This is a genomic window from Pseudomonas sp. PDM25, from assembly GCF_019219045.1.
Classification (GTDB): Bacteria; Pseudomonadota; Gammaproteobacteria; order Pseudomonadales; family Pseudomonadaceae; genus Aquipseudomonas.
On record NZ_JAHUWL010000003.1, the window covers coordinates 368,363 to 385,144 of the forward strand.

Below are 16,782 nucleotides of genomic sequence, written 5' to 3' on the forward strand. Positions count from 1 at the left end.
TGGTTGCAAATTACTGGGGTACTCTAAGAGTCAAGGTTGTGTGCCATGAGTGGAATCATTTATCCTCGTCATAAAGTTTTTCTGGCTTTTTTTCTTTGTCCGCTAGTACTTGGATTCATTGCCGGAATTATCAGAACAGTAGCAGTGGTCGCTGAGCTGGTGAATAATCCAAAATTGTTGGGTTCGGTGAGGGGCATTGAATTACTGTTAATGCCGTTTTTAACCCCTCTTTTCATACAATTAGCTTACTTTTTGCCGTTTCTGGGTTACGCATTGGCGATTGCATTAATTAAAGTCAAGAAAACACCGCGTAATTGTATGGTGGTTTCTTTTTTTGGAGGTTGTATAACAACGTTGTGGGTATTGTTGTTTATTTCGAATGTGGTGCAAAATATCAAGGGGGCTCAATACTCAGACTATGTTATTGAGCTTTTGATACTGTTCGTCGCATCGATGGCTACCTGTTGGTTAACGGCCTATTTCTTTTTGCCTGAGGGGAGTTATGTCGAAGATTAGATGTGGTAGGGGTGTTGGGATAGCATTGGATCGTTGATTGTGGTCTGTCCGACATTGCTTCCACAGTAGAAAATAGAAAAGGGGACGGATTTATTTTTTGGCTTGTGCAGAAAATAAATCTGTCCCCTTTTCTCCACAATGAGCTGATGCAAATTCTTTCGCTACTCGAACCGCATCGTACCGAACTGCTCGGTGTCGTGGTCGAGTAGACCTACAACTGGTATTGGCTGGTCGATGGCCTCAAGGCAGCCGGCTCTTTCAATGGGGGCCGGCCGGTTACCATCGACTTCAAGAACGCCCCGGGAGGTGTTTGATGGTGCAGGAACAGGATTTGTTGCAAGAGATCGGGCAACTGTTGGTTGACGCAGGCCCCGAAAGTGCCAATGTAATTGTCGTAAGAGCCGAGTTGTATCCAGAAGGTGACACTTGTAAGTACGAATTCGACTATGTCGATAGTAGCGACAAGACTGATTGGTTCAGGCCGCCCGCTCGTGCGGTAGGCGATTTAACAGAACTTTTGGTTAAGTTAAGAAATGGATCGCTTTTAAGTGGAGAGGTTGTTTGGACGAAATGTGAAATAAATTTCGATGTTCTGCGTAATAAGCTGAAGATCAATTACGGATATGACGAGATTGTTTGAAAGGCGGGGACATCCCCTGAGGGATCCCCACAAATCTACTCCAACGCCTGCGCCTGTTGATGGGGGATAAACGGGGCAGACCACATTTATCCTGAGAAAGAGGCAGTGCTTTTTCGATTCAACGTGTTCTGTCCCCGATTTTCGCGCTGTCCCTCACGTTGCAAGCGCCTGGTTTAGCCAGCCCCCGTCGTCAATTACCTATTTTCGAATGGATCCATTCATTGACGCCAGAATAGTGGCCATCTAATATCGCGCCACTATTTTGCTATCAGTCTCCATTCGAGGGATCGAACATGTACCCACCCGCCCTCGTGGCGAGGTTGTGCCTGGCTTTGCTGTGCCTTTCTCCGCTGAATCTTGCTCACGCCGCCCCCACTCCCGGTGAAACCGATCTGATCCGCGAACGTCAGGATCGCTTGCTCGAAGAGCAGCGTCGGCGTCTCGAAGAACTCAAGGAATTACCCGGCAAGGAAGCCAAACCCGCGCAACCGACGGCCCCGGCCGACGCGCGTTGTTTCCCCATCAAGGACATCGAGCTCAAAGGCGCCGACAGTCTCTCGGACAGCGATAAAAATCGCCTGCTCAAGCCTTATATCGGTCAGTGCCTGGGCGTCACGCAGCTCAACGAGTTGCTGAAAGTCATCACCGATTACTACATCGAAAAAGGCCTGGTCACCAGTCGTGCCTACTTGCCGCAGCAGGATTTGTCCGGCGGGCATCTGAAGGTGCTGGTGGTCGAAGGCAAGCTCGAAGGGTTGAAAGGCGCGGAGGGCAGCAAGCTGTCCGACCGCGAGTTGGGCATGGCTTTTCCCGGCAAGACTGGCGAGTTGGTCAACCTGCGGGAAATTGAGCAACTGGTCGATCAGCTCAACCGTTTGCCATCGAATCAGGCGCAGATGGAGTTGGCGCCGGGCAAGAACGTCGGCGGTAGCGAAGTGCTGGTCAAGAACACGCCGCAGAAGCCTTGGCGTGCCGGGTTGTCCCGCAGTAATGACGGCCAGCGCAGCACCGGCGAGCAGCAGTGGGGCACGACGTTTGATTGGGACAGCCCGCTGGGCCTGGCCGATCAACTGATGTTGCGCGGCGGTCACGATGCCATGACCGATCACCAGCACACCTCCAACAACGCGATGCTCAATTACAACCTGCCGTGGGGCTGGTGGAACTTCAATTACACCTACAGCCAGAGTGAATACCGCTCGCAGGCTCAAGCCAATGGCTTCAATTTCAAGCAGACCGGCGATAGCGAAAACCATCAGCTGCGCGCCGAGCGGGTGATCCATCGCGATGCCGTGAGCAAGACATCCCTCAGCACCGGTCTCTCTTACCTGCGCACCAACAACTTCATCGAAGACAGCAAGCTCAAGCTGAGCAGCAACCGCATCAGCGAAGCGCAGTTCGGCATCAACCACGGTCGGCGAGTCGGCAGCGCGTTCGTCAACATTGACCTCGGCATGCAACAAGGCATCGGCGCGTTCGATGCGCAGGGCAACGGTCACCCTGGCCCCGGCGAACCGAACGCGCGCTACCGCAAATACACCGCCACTGCGAGCTACCTGCAACCGTTCAAGGTGTGGGGCGAGTCGTTCAGTTTCAGTAGCCTGATGACTGGCCAGCGCAGTGAAGACGTGCTGTTCAGCCCGCAGCGCACCAGCCTCGGCGGGCAGTCGTCGATCCGTGGTTACAAGGATCAATCCTTGTCCGGCGACAGCGGCGGTTACTGGCGCAACGACCTGCGCTGGACCCGCCCGGTGACACTGGAATGGCTGCGCCCGGCGTTCGCCGAGTACGGCACCAGCCTCGGTTACGACCAGGGCGTGATTCGTGGCGATCGCTACAACGGCGATCAGCACGGACGCATGTCCAGCAACTCGGTGGAGTTGTTTGCACGCGGTCAGCATCTGGCCGCCAGTGTGACCTTTGCCCATTCCCTCGAACGTCCGGACACCCTGACCGAGCGCGAAGCGCCGATCTATTTCCGCGTGGATTTCTTCCTCTAAGTTTTGCTTTAACGAGATTCAAATCATGGACGTTCGCCATCACGCCTTCCTCGCGCGCCAGCCTTCTGCGGACCTGAAAACCCGCGAACACTTCTGGGGCATGCCCAAACGCGGGTTGGCGTTCCTGTTGGCCAACGTCATGTTCTGGCAGCCGATGTGGGCGCAGGCCGACGGGATTGTGGTGGCCACGCCAGGTACCAGCCTCGGGCAAGCGGGTAACGGTGTGCCGATCATCCAGATCGCCACGCCCAACGGCAGCGGCCTGTCGCATAACCAGTTTCACGATTACAACGTCGGCACCCAGGGTGTGATCCTCAACAATGTCGCCAACCAGACCGGCGCGACGCAGTTGGGCGGGATCATTGTCGGCAACCCCAACCTCACCAACCGGATCGCGGCACAAACCATCCTCAACGAAGTGATCGGCGGCAGCCCTAGCCAGTTGCGCGGTTACACCGAAGTGGCGGGGCAGTCGGCGCGAGTGATCGTCGCCAACCCCTATGGCATCAGCTGCAACGGTTGCGGCTTCATCAACACGCCGCGCGTGACCCTGACCACCGGCAAACCGGTGCTGGACAACGGTCGACTGGATCACTTTCAGGTGGATCAGGGCAGCGTCTCCATCGACGGTGCCGGGTTGAATGCCAACAACGTCGACAGCTTCGAAATCATCACCCGTAGCGCGAAGATCAATGCCGAGATTCAGGCGAAGAACCTGACGATTGTCGCCGGTCGCAACGACGTCAACGCCGACAGCCTCAACGCCACCGCTCGCGCCGATGACGGCAGTGCCAAACCGCAATTGGCCATCGACTCTTCTGCGTTGGGCGGCATGTACGCCGGGGCGATCAAACTGGTGGGCACCGAGTCGGGTGTCGGGGTGAAACTCGACGGCAAATTGATCGCCAGCGGTGGCGACATCCAACTCGACGCCAACGGCCACTTGAGTCTTGTCGACACATCCGCCACGAACGGTGCAGTCAACGTCAAAGCCGCCAGCCTCGAAGCGCGCGGCCCGGTCTACGCCGGCACCGCCGTCAACGTACAAACCCAGGGCAACCTGACCAACCACCAAACCCTCGCGGCCCGGGACAGCATCACCCTTAGCGCCGGCGGTGTGCTGACCAACAACGGCATCATCGAGGCCGGCGTTAATGCCGACACCAGCCGCAACGCCAACGGCGATGTGAGCCTCAGCGCGCAGAATCTCAACAATGCCGGCAAAAGCCTGGTCGCCAGCCGCACTCTCACCATCAACACTGCTCAGACCTTGAGCAACCAGGGCGGCACGCTGAGCGGGCAAAGCACCCACATCAGCGCCGCAACCCTGGACAATCAAAACAACGGGCGAGTGCTGAGCAACAGCACGCTGAACCTCAATGCCAATCAGGTACTCAACTCGAAAGGCGTGATCAACAGCACCGGCAATCTCACAGGTAACATCGGCCGATTGAGCAACAGCAGCGGCGAGCTGAGCAGTCTGACTGATGTTGTCCTGAACGTAACCTCACTGGATAACGTCGCCGGCCTTGTGACTGCCGGGCGCCTGCTGGACATCACCGCCAGTGGTGGCATAAACAACGTCAGCGGCACCCTGGGGGCGAAACAAGCTCTGACAGTCCGCGCACAAAACCTCGACAACAGCCAACAAGGAAAGCTGAGCAGCGAAGGCCAACTGACCACCCGAGTCAGCGGTCTCCTGAACAACCAGAGCAAAGGGCTGATCCAGGCCAACGGCGCGATAGATGTGCAGGCCTCACGCCTGGACAACCGCGAAGGCAAGATTTCCGGCATCAGCACACTGACAGTCAGTAGCAACAACGCAGATAACCGCAACGGCGTGATTCGTGCCGATCAGGCGGTGAAGCTGCTGATCACTGACTTGGACAACCGTGACAAAGGCCGGCTCGAAAGCAAGGCTGCACTGAGCCTGGACGGCAATAAACTGGACAACCGCAACGGTGGCCTGCTGACCGCCACCGGTCCGCTGACCCTCAAGGCCAAAGAAGTCGCCAACGATGGCGGCCGAATTTCCGGCAAGGGTGACATCGAAGCCGATATCGATACCTTGAGCCAGCAGGCTGGCGAACTGGTTGCCGAGGGCAATCTGAAGTTGACCGGCAAGACGCTGGACAACCGTAAAGACGGCCTGCTCGCGTCGCTCAAATCGCTGACGGTCAACGTCGATCAGATCGACAACCGTGGCGGTTCACTGTCCAGCCAGACCGACCTGCACATCAACGGTGCGAGCCTGAACAACAGCGACAGCGGCAAAGTACTCTCTGACACGACGCTGGCACTCAAGGTCGATCAGATCATCAACCAGACAGCCGGGCTGATTTTCAGCAAAGGCGCGAACACGCTGAGTGGCGTCGGGCTCGACAACTCGGGCGGTAAAATCGTCAGCCAGAACAACCTTGTTTTGACCTTCGACGACATCAAGAACAACCAGCAGGGGCTGATCAGCAGCGAAGGCACACTAGTGCTCAATGGCGGCAGTCTGGACAACCGTCTGGGCAAGCTCTCGAGCCTCGAAGCCATGTCGCTCAACGTAGCGGCAGCCCTGCAAAACCAGGGCGGTTTGATCGCTTCGCAAAAAGGTCTGACGCTGGTCAGCGCCAGTCTCGATAACAGCGACAAAGGCATCATCAGCGCCAAGGCGGCATCGACCGTCACTACGGGTGAATTCAACAACAGCAAGGGCGGCAGTCTGGCGACCGACGGCATCCTCGACCTGACCGCCAAACACCTGGATAACTCGGCCGGGCAAATTGGCAGTCAGCAGCAATTGAACGTCTCGGTCACGAGCCTGGATCAAGACGGTGGCGAGCTGTTCAGCAACAGCGACCTGACCCTCGACCTGAACAACGGTCTGCTGAACAACCAGCGTGGCAACCTCCATACACCGGGTCTGTTGCTGTTGAAAAACCTCAAGGAGGTGAACAACAGCGGCGGCGAAATCTCCGGTGCCAAGGCCTACAGCCTCACTGCGCAAAGCCTGAACAACGATGGCGGCAAGCTGCTGAGCAACGAGAAACTCACCCTCGTTATCGACCGTGCACTGAGCAACGTCAAAGGGCTGATCGCCTCCGCCGGCTTCGACAGTCGCAGTGCCAGCCTAAACAACGCCGGTGGTGAAATCCGTGGCCGCGGCGAAGTGGATCTGACGGTTACCGACGCCTTCGATAACCAAGCCGGTGTGGTCATTGCCGATGATGGGCTGACTGTAAAAGCCGCCAGCCTCGATAACCGCCAGGAGGGTTTGGTAGGGGCCACAAAAGCGCTGAAACTGACCGTCGATGACATCGATAACCGTAACGGCGAACTGTCGAGCAAGGCTGATGTGACACTGATCGGCCAACAACTCGACAACAGCGACGCCGGTTACATTCTGGCCGGTGGCAACCTTGCACTAACCGTAGACAAGGTCATCAACCGCAACAAAGGGCTGCTGTCCGGCGACGCCGGGTTGACGCTGACCGGGAAAGCCCTGGAAAACAGCGGTCGCCTGACCACACTGAACAACCTCACGGTGAACCTCACTTCGGATCTGGACAACAATCAGGGCAGCCTCGTCAGCGAGGGTAAATTGGCGATCAATGCCCAGAGCCTGAGCAACAATGGCGGCACGATTTCCAGCGCCAAGGCGCTCACAATCGATAGCAAAGGCGCGGTCAGCAACCAGGGCGGCAAACTGCTGACCGACACCCTACTGACCCTCACCAGCACCCGCCTGGATAACCAGCAAAAAGGTGCGATCAGCAGCAAAGGTGGGATGAGCATCACCACCGGCGCGCTCAATAACAGCCAGGCCAGTATTTACGCGGGCGACCGCCTGGAGCTCAGCGCCGGCCAGGTCACCAACACCGACGGCAGCATTGGTGCGGCCACCTCGCTGGTTGCCAACGTCAGTGGCCTGGATCAGCAGGGCGGCAAGCTCTTCAGCAAGGGCGCCTTGAGCCTTGACCTGAGCGGCGGAGCCTTGAACAACCAGGACGGCTTCATTAACGCGCCCGGTCAACTGCTGCTGAAAAACCTCGCCGGTGTGGACAACCGCAATGGTGAAATCTCTAGCGAAGAGGCTTTCGAACTGGTCGCCAAACAGCTGGATAACAGCGATGGCCAGGTACTCAGCAACCAAAAACTCACGCTGCGTATTGAGCAGGCGTTGACCTCGGTCAAAGGCAAAATTGCCGCCGCAGCATTGCAAGTCCGCGTCACCAGTCTGGATAACAGCGCCGGTACTCTGCTCAGCGATGGCGATCTGCAAGTGACCGTCGACGGTCTACTGACCAACCAGAACAAAGGCCTGATCAAAGCGGCCGGACAACTCACCCTCAACAGCAACGGTCTGGATAATCAGGGCGGTACGTTGCTGGGCAGCACTGGCCTGAGCATCGATCTGGGTGCAACACCTGCCGACCTGAATAACCAGAGCGGCCTGATCAACACCAAGGGAGTGTTGAGCATTGCGCACCTGCGTGACCTTAATAATCAGAAAGGCGAAATCTCCAGCGTCCACAGCTTCAGCCTGACCGGCAACACGCTGGATAACCGTGGCGGCAACCTGATCAGCAATGATCAATTGACCCTCAACGCCACCCGCCTGAATAACCAGGGCGGCCTGGTTTCCGGCTGGAACAAACTCGCCGTTGCCGGCGGTAGCCTCGACAACAGCCAGGAAGGCACGCTTTCCAGCTTGCTCGGCAATCTGAACATCGACCTCAGCGGTGCGCTGATCAACAACGCCAAGGGTGGCCTGGCGGGCTTAGGCGACGTGTCCATCACTGCCGCCAGTCTCGACAACAGCAACGGCATCGTCACCAGTGGCGGCAAGCAGACGCTGACGATGACTCAAGGCGCGATCAACAACACATCGGGTGGCCTGATCGAAAGCAGCGACACACTGGATATCAGCGCGACCTCCTTGAACAACGCGTCGGGGAACGTCTCCGCGAACAAAGCGCTGACCTTCACCGGTACGAGCCTGGATAACAGCAACGGCAGTCTGGTCGGTGAAGACAGCGTCACCCTCGATCTGCTAGGTACGTTGACCAACATCAAAGGTGCGCTGGGTAGTACGGGGCCGCTGGTGATCAAGCGTTCCAGCAGCATCGATAACCAGGGCGGCCAACTGATCAGTCAAGGTTTGTTGAGCTTGTTGACCGCAAGCCTGAATAACAGCCTGGAGGGCACCGTGGCTGCCAATGGGCAGCTCGACCTCACCGCCACCGGCAGTGTTCGCAACGACGTCGGCGGCCTGATCTCCAGTCGCGACGCAGGCCTCAACGTCAAAGCCGCGTCCCTCAACAATGCCGGCGGCGCGCTGCAAAGCCAGGGCGCATTGACCCTGGACGTGAAGGGCGGCGCCATCGACAACCAGGGCGGCAAGGTCATCGCCCAGAACGGAGAGCTGAACATCACCGCCGCCAGCCTCGACAGCCGCGCCGGTGTGCTGTCGAGCCTCAAAGGTTTGCTGCAGACCCGCCTGACGGGCGTATTGCGCAACGGCCAGGGCGGCAAGATCGAAGGCAATCGCCTCGACCTTCAGGCCTTGGGCGGAATCTACAGCGACGGCGGACGCATCGCTGCCAATACCGGCAACATTCTGCTTAACGCTGGCAACGCTGCTATCGATAACAGCAACGGCGGGATTTACGCCAAAGGCCAGGTCAAGGTTATTGGCGGTGCGCTGAACAACAACGCCGGCAAGATCAGCGGCGATGGTATCGACGTCGTTCTCGATAGCAATCTCACCAACCGCGGCGGCCTGATTGAAAGCGCCGGCACCCTCGCAGTGCGTGCCGCCAGCCTCGATAACCAGACGGGCAAACTGCGTGCGCTGGGTCTCAGCGGGAAAACCAACTTCCAGATCGGCAGCCTGTTCGATAACCGCAATGGCCTGGTAGAAACCGCCAACACTGACCTGACTCTCGCGACACCGAGCTTCTTGAATGCGGGCGGTACCGTAACCCATGTGGGTGTGGGTGAGTTCGACATTTCGACGGCCAACGTCATGAATGCCGGCGGTTCGATGGTGACGCGTGGCGGGCTGACGTTGAATGCCGATAGCTGGACTAACAGCAGTGTGATTCAGGCCGGGCGGTTGCGAGTCAACGTCAATAACTTGATGCAAACCGCAGGCGGCCAGTTGCTGGGCTCCGACAGTTTCATCGGCAGCGGGGTCAATTGGTCCAACGAAGGCCTGCTGGCCAGTAACGGCACCTTTAGCCTCGACTTGAGCGGAGCATACGGCGGAAACGGACGGGTCAGCAGTGTCGGGAATCTGGGGCTTACGGCCTCTCAGATTGACTTGACCTCTGCGGCGAGTATCACCGGTGCTTCGGCTTCTACGGTTACCAGTCGTGGCAGTCTGAACAACTTTGGTCGAATCACTTCGGCTGACAGTCTGACCGTCAATGCTTCCTCGCTGACCAACAACGGCACCCTCGGCAGTGCCGGAAAATTGCGCATCAACAGCAACTCGCTGCTCAACCAGAACGGTCTGATTTTCAGTGGTGGCGATATGGATCTGCGGGTGGACACACTGACCAACCGTTTTGCCGATATCTATGGTATGGGTAACATCAGCATCGCCCGGGATGACAGCAATGGCTGGAGTTCATCGATCAATAACATCTCGGGGACGATTGAAAGTGTCGGCGACCTCACCATGGCAGCCGGTTACATCGAGAACCGTAAGGATGTGTTCGAGGTGGCCGGTGGCGGGCTGATTTCCGGAGCCATTGGTGTCCAGTGCAAGGCCTGTTCTTCACTCGGCGATTACGATTACGTGCACCAATACCCAAGCTACCTGGTCTGGGTGGAAAACTATCAATCTGAAATCGTCAAGGACTCCGCTTCGGCGACGTTCACCGCTGGACGAAATCTGCTGGTAAACGGCGGGACCTTCCTGAACAAGGTTTCCACTGTCACTGCCGGCAACGACATGACACTCAACATTCAGAATTTCACCAGTGAAGGCGCATCGGTCGGCACTTATAGCGTCAGGAAGTCGTTTGAGATTCCCTCCCAAAGTTTGAGTTTCTGGCGCTCGATACTGGATTACAACGCCGCCAATGATCCCCTTTATGATTCTGGCGAACTCGGCTACATCGCGGGTCAAGGGGCCTTTGTCCGACCGAACATTCGCTTGTGGAACAGTAACGGTGATGAATCGTATACGCGGATAGGGACCAAGCAAGGAGGAGAGTCGACCCCTTACGTGAAATTCGGCCCTGTGTGGATCGAGTTCGGGGGCGGGGCATTCAACGTTACCGCACCTCACTATAACGACGGCGTTCGCACCGAGGCGCCTGCCCTCGTCAAAAATGCCGGTTTTTTTGAGAATACCATTACCGAAAGCAGCCCGTCGTCAACCGCCAATGCTGTCGTTCAGGCCGGCGGCAAGGTCTACATCAACGCTACAAAGAACCTGACCAATACCGTGCTTCGTGACGGCTACGCTCCTGGCACCCGAGGACCACGCGTAGGGTCCACGCAACTCGCCGGCCAGGTCACCCCGACCGTCATCAGCATCAATTCCCAACTGCCACCGGACCTTGCCCAACAACAAGTCAACCCGCTGACGCTGCCAGGCTTCACCCTGCCAACCGGCAATAACGGCCTGTTCCGCCTTAGCGGTCAAAGCGGCACCGAGCAAACGATGGTACCCGGACAGAGCTGGACCATTGGTTCCGTTTCCGCCGGTACCACACAGCGCTCGGACGGCATGCCTGTCAGGCAAGCCACCGAATTCCAGTTCGACAAGAACGACCCGGTCTCGGTCAATAATCGCGAGCTGGCCCTGGCCAGTCGCCCGTCGGTGAATCTCAACGACAAGGCCGCTCAGATCAACGTCAATGCCGCCGCCGGTGACGGTCCGGTCGGTGTGTTGTTGCCCAATCGCGGGAACATTTCCTTCGACGTGCCGCGTGTGCAGGGACTGCCCGACACCAGCGTGCGCTCCAATCCGCACAAATACCTGATCGAAACCAACCCGGTACTGACCAACCTCAAGCAGTTCATGAGTTCGGATTATCTGCTGAGTAATCTCGGCTACGACCCGGACACCAGCGCCAAACGCCTGGGCGATGGTTTGTTCGAACAACGCCTGGTCCAGCAGTCGATCGTCGCACGCACTGGCCAGCGCTTCCTCGACGGTCAGACCTCTGACGAAGCGATGTTCAAGTACCTGATGAACAACGCCATCGCCAGCAAGGACCAACTGAACCTGTCCATGGGCGTGACGCTGACCGCACAGCAAGTTGCCGCGCTGACCCACGACATCGTCTGGCTCGAAGAGCACGTAGTCAACGGTGAAAAAGTCTTGGTGCCGGTGCTTTACCTGGCCCAGGCGAACAACCGTCTGGCACCCAATGGCGCATTGATCCAGGGCGGCGACGTCAAGCTGATTGCCGGCCAGGACCTGAACAACGCCGGCACCCTGCGTGCCACCAACAACCTTTCGGCCGAGGCCGGCAACGACCTCACCAACACCGGCTTGATCGAGGCGGGTGATCGCCTGACGCTGAAGGCGGGCAACAACATCGTCAACAAATCGGGCGGGATCATTTCCGGTCGCGACGTCAGTCTGACGGCAACCAATGGTGATGTGATCAACCAGCGTGACGTGACCGGTGTTGATGTCCGTCGGGGTGGAAGTCTGCAGCATCGCGATTATCTCGATAACGCGGCGCGGATCGAGGCAGCCAACGATCTGAGTATCGATGCGGGGCGTGACATCAACAACATTGGTGGTGTTTTACAGAGCGGGCGTGATCTTGAGCTCATTGCCGATCGTGACGTCAACATCACCTCGGTCCAGGATCGCAGCACCAATGCGCGTGGCAGCCATTTTCTCAACCAGACCATTACTCAGCATGCTGCTGAAGTGACGTCTGGCCGGGATCTGTCGATCAGCGCTGATCGTGACGTCGCCATCGTTGCAAGTCGCCTGGACGCCAAGCGTGATATCGGGGTCGATGCAGGCAATGACATTGTCATCACCTCGGCAGCCAACGAGAGTGATTACGTCTCGCGCAGCAAAAAGCGCGCGCAGGAAAGCCACAGCACTACTCAGCAGGCTTCCGTGCTGAACGCTGGTCGAGACATTGCACTTAATGCCGGCAACGATTTAGGCATCATCGCCAGTCGGATCAAAGCTCAGGAAGACATCAGCCTCGATGCGGTACAGGACATCACCGTCGCTTCGGCCAAGGACGAAAGTTCCTCCTACTACTACAGGAAGAAAACGGGCTCGTTCGGTCGCAGCAGTACCACTCAGAAAGAGAGTTACGACAGCACTAACGTCGCCTCGGTGATAGAGGCTGGCCATGACCTGACTGTGAACGCTTCCAAGGATGAGGACGGCGCGGTCAGCCTCGATGGCGGGCATAACGTCACTATTATTGGCAGTCAGTTGAAGGCTGGTAACGATATGGTGGTGGGGGCGACCAACGACGTCGCCATCCTGTCTGCCACCGAAGAAACCGGTGACTACAGCAAGAAAACCAAAACCGGACTGTTCGGCATGTCGAGCAGCGGCAAGAGTCAACTGCAGACCACCGTCACTCAAATCGGTAGTGAACTGGATGCAGGTCACGATGCGGTCATTCTGGCGGGGCGCGATGTGCGGTTGAACGCCAGTGAAGTCAATGCCGAAAATGATGCCGAACTGCACGCCGGGCTGGTGGACAAAACCGGTGACATCACGCTGTCGTCCTCCGATGACCTGGCCTACAGCCGTGCCGAGGAGTACAAGAAAAAGCTGGGCCTGACGCTCAAGGACGCTATTGGCTGGGCGGTAGGCACGCCAAGTTTCGGGGGGGACATTACTGTCAACTCGTCACACAAAGAGGGGCGCGAGGTCGTCAGTTCCAACAGTGTTGGCAGCCAGGTCAATGCCGGGCATGACGCCATTCTGAATGCCGCCCGTGACATCAATATCATTGGCAGCGGCATCAGCGCCGATAACAACGCGAAACTGGATGCGGGTCGCGATGTCAACGTAGTCGCCTCTACCGATCAGCAGCGCAGCAACAGTTGGGAGACCGATAAAAGCACCGGTCTCAAGCAAACCGTCGATAACAACGGGTACACCACGTTTGTCGGCAATGAAACCATCAAGCACGGAGTCGACAGCAGCGGTTATACCGCAGCCGGCAGTTCCATCGATGCCGGGGCCAATCTTAGCGTCAATGCCGTTCGGGATATCAATCAGCAGGGTTCGGACCTGCAAGCCGAAAATAACATCAAGCTCAAAGCCGGCCACAACATCAACATTGATGCTGCGGAGGAAGCGAACGTCGTCACCACCCGTGACAGCGTGAAACGTACCGGCTCGACCACCACCGTCGCTTACAACTTCGGCAACACCGTTGATAGCCTCAAAGGTACTGGCAAAGGTGAGGATGGGGTCAGCAAGGGTTCAAGCGTTCTGAAGTCGGTTGATGCCCTTGATCAGTTTTTCAGCGGGCCTAAGTTCGATGGTCATTTGGGCTCATCCAGTACCAGCCAGACTCACACCCAGACATCGATAACCAATCGCCCATCCAGCCTGTCCGCCGGTGGCGACATCACGCTTGAAGCTGAAAATGATGTCAACGTGAAAGGCAGTCAGTTCGATGCCGGGCGCGATATCAATGTTTCGGGCCGCAACATCACCTTCGATGTGGCACACGGCGCCGAAAATAGCGAAGACAATCAGACCCAAAGCAAGGGCGGCATCAAGGGTGGCACCACTGGCGGTTTTAAACTGGGCGTCGGTATTAGTAACGCCGGTAACCAAGGCGAGTCGACTCAAGGCACGTCTACCGCGACGCAACTCAATGCCGGTGGCAGCATCAATCTGGACGCGAAAAATGACCTGACGCTGGTCGCCACTCAGGCGACTGCCGAACGGGATATCAAACTTAAGGCCGGCAACGACCTGAACGTGTTGTCCACACAAAATGCTTACAGCAGTGAAAACGACCGCCGGAGCTGGGGAGCAGAGGGCGGCATCATCCTCGGCAAAGACGGGTTTGGCATCTATGGCTCCGCCAATATCGGTATTGGCGATCTCAACCGTGAAGGTGTGAAGCAGCAGGAAGCCTATCTGTACGCAGGCAACAAGCTGGACTTTGAAAGTGGACGTGACACCAAGATCGCTGGCGCCACATTGCGTGGCGATGAAGTCATTGGTGATGTGGGTCGCAACCTCACAGTGAGCTCGGTGCCGGATACCGGCAAAGTGCGTGGGCAGGAACTGGACCTGAGCATCACTGGTTCGTTTTACGGTGTCAGTGGTTCGGTCGGGTATGGCAAAACCACTGGCCAGACCAACTGGGTCGAAAACCAGACGGTGATCAGCGGCAAAAACAAAGTCGATATCCGCACTGAAGGCCACACGCAGCTGGATGGCGCAGTGCTGGCCGCCGACAACGGCAATCTCAAGCTGGATACCGATACCCTGGGTTTCCGCAATATCACCGGCAAGGACAACGAGCACGGTTACTACCTGAATGTCAGTGGTAGCTACGGCGCGGAGGGTGGCTCCCAAGCCGACAAACCTAACAAAGGCATGGAAGCCCCGGATAAGAACAGTTGGGCGGTGGAGGGTTACAACTACACCAAGGATCGTGAGCAGACGCTGAACGCCACAGTGGGGGCGGGCGAGATTGTCGTGCGCCATGACAAGGCTACTGGGCAGGACTCAACGGCCGGGCTCAATCGCGATGTGAACAAGGCTTACGAAGTGACTCGGGATGAGGAGCATCGTACGGATCTGTATGCCAGCAGTTCTTCGATTGACGCGGTGAGACAGCCGATCGATACCGTGGATGGTTGGGTTAATAGCGCTATCAATTACAGCGATACCGCCAAAGCGAACTTTAATGCGTTGGCTTTGGTTATCGGTAATCAGATTGATCGAATCCAACATGAAGGTGCTGGGCAAGGCGCGATCGCAGCGGGCGGGCAAGAAGTTGCCGAACAGGCCCTATCCGCTTTAGTGGAGGCGGGTTACAGCAGGAAAGATGCTCGGACGATGTTGGAAGATCCGGCCTTTCAAAGTCAGGTCCTGGCTCAGCTAAAACAGCTCGATGACCTATCCAAGGATCAGTCGGAAACGATAGCCGCGGTTAAGGATGATTTGGCCGACAAAAACATTGTCGAGAAGAACATCGTTGTCAAAGGCCCTGCCATTACCAACTCCAAGCTTGCCCTTGATCGTGTTTCTGACATTAACAAATACCTGGAGGCCAATCCCGACAAGGTTCAGGCTGTCGAGCTTATTCTTGCTGCTGCGCAGGGTCCGAAGGGCATGATTTTGTATGCCACTCAAAAGGTCCTGGGTGAAACGTCCTTGGTACAGTCTTTGAACCAGCTTCAAAGTGATCTGCAAGGTATTGTCGGACGCAAGATCGCTGAAGGTATTGAAGGTAAAAAGCTTAGTGAGGATGTTGACCTGGATGCTTGGCGATTGGGCGGTGGGTCGCTCATGGCCTCGATCCTGATAGGGATGGCGACACCGAGTCTCGATAAGGCTGGTGGAAGGGCTATCGAAGTTTTGAAGAAAAAACCGTCTGAAATTTTAGGTGGACCTCATAGAGATACCACTAAACCTAAGAATGATGGATTTGATTCGCACCACTGCCCCGCAAAGGGATGTTATGACGGCGCCCCAATAAGCACCAAGGCTGGTCCAGCAATAAAAATGACACCAGCCGATCATGCAAGAACAGCGAGCCATGGTAATTCGGCCAAGGCTGTGGCATATAGGGAGAAACAGGAGGAGCTCCTCAGACAAGGTAAACTGATGGAAGCTATCGATATGGATATTCGAGATATAAGAAGCAAGTTTGGCGATAAATACGATGGGGCGATAAAACAGATGTTGGACTATGCCTCAAAGCTAAATCCTGATGATTTCAAGAGATAAGTATATGAACTTTGAATTGCTGGGCTTCGGGGATCTTGGTTTGATTAAAGCTGGGATGAGTCGGGATCGTGTGAGAACGATTTTAGGCGAAAACTTTGAAGAGTTCTTCAAGGTGGAAGATTCTATAGTCCCTACAGACGCCTATGATGATCTCGGATTACACGTTTATTATCTTGAAAATCACAATATTGAAGGCGTGGAGTTTCTGAAGTGGAGCAATTTTTTCTGGGGTTCACAACGTTTGGTAGGTGTTGGCTCGCATGAGGTGCAGAGTTTTTTTGAGCGGGCTGGAGAAGTCCTTGAGTTCAACTCTTCAGGTTATTATTTAAATAGGTTAGGGTTGCGTTTTTACGTTCCAGATATACGTGAAAATGACGCTTTAATTGAGGCTGTGTATGTGGTTTTTTCAGATGAGCAGCCAATTTGAAATTATATAGGGGGCGCTTGCAGGAGCTGAGTGCAACACGGCTATTGAATTGAAGCAGGAGCCTAATGTTGCAATCCCATGAGCTGAGTGAATACCTCGATCGGACACCGCCAGTTAAATCGCTTGCGTGGTCGGATGTTCAGCAAATACGCAAACTTATCCAGCTCCTCTTGGCTGTGCTTGGACAGGTCGGTTCCCTTCGGCAAAAACTGTCGGACAAGGCCGTTGGTGTTCTCGTTGATCCCGCGCAATCAGGGGCTGTGCGGGTGGACTTGCC

The 16,782-nt window shown here is 56.3% G+C and carries 5 protein-coding genes and 1 pseudogene; 5 read left to right on the top strand and 1 reads right to left on the bottom strand.

Features of this window, described 5'->3' with window-relative positions; genetic code table 11:
- Positions 1–45: 45 nt before the first annotated feature.
- The 5 genes from KW848_RS07280 to KW848_RS07300 all read left to right on the top strand — a co-directional run bounded on the left by KW848_RS07280 (position 46) and on the right by KW848_RS07300 (position 16,505).
- Complete coding sequence (locus KW848_RS07280; RefSeq protein WP_111452708.1) at positions 46–516, top strand: hypothetical protein; 471 nt, start codon at positions 46–48, stop codon at positions 514–516.
- A 313-nt stretch (positions 517–829) separates the two neighbouring features.
- A complete protein-coding gene (locus KW848_RS07285; protein WP_165934050.1) occupies positions 830–1,156 on the top strand; it encodes a hypothetical protein in 327 nt (108 codons plus the stop codon).
- A gap of 293 nt (positions 1,157–1,449) precedes the next feature.
- On the top strand, positions 1,450–3,156 hold the full coding sequence (locus KW848_RS07290) for a ShlB/FhaC/HecB family hemolysin secretion/activation protein (protein ID WP_218536431.1): 1,707 nt from the start codon (positions 1,450–1,452) through the stop codon (positions 3,154–3,156).
- Between the two features lie 25 nt (positions 3,157–3,181).
- Entirely contained in the window at positions 3,182–16,078 is a 12,897-nt protein-coding gene (locus tag KW848_RS07295) for a hemagglutinin repeat-containing protein (protein ID WP_218536432.1), read from the top strand.
- Between the two features lie 4 nt (positions 16,079–16,082).
- Positions 16,083–16,505 carry a hypothetical protein gene (locus tag KW848_RS07300; protein WP_218536433.1) on the top strand — a complete coding sequence of 141 codons (423 nt, stop codon included), beginning with the start codon at positions 16,083–16,085 and terminating at the stop codon, positions 16,503–16,505.
- Positions 16,506–16,567: 62 nt separating this feature from the next.
- On the opposite strand, the pseudogene KW848_RS07305 reads toward KW848_RS07300, so the two are convergent.
- Positions 16,568–16,771 (bottom strand): annotated as a pseudogene (locus KW848_RS07305) (transposase); the annotation flags it as partial.
- Between the last annotated feature and the right edge of the window lie 11 nt (positions 16,772–16,782).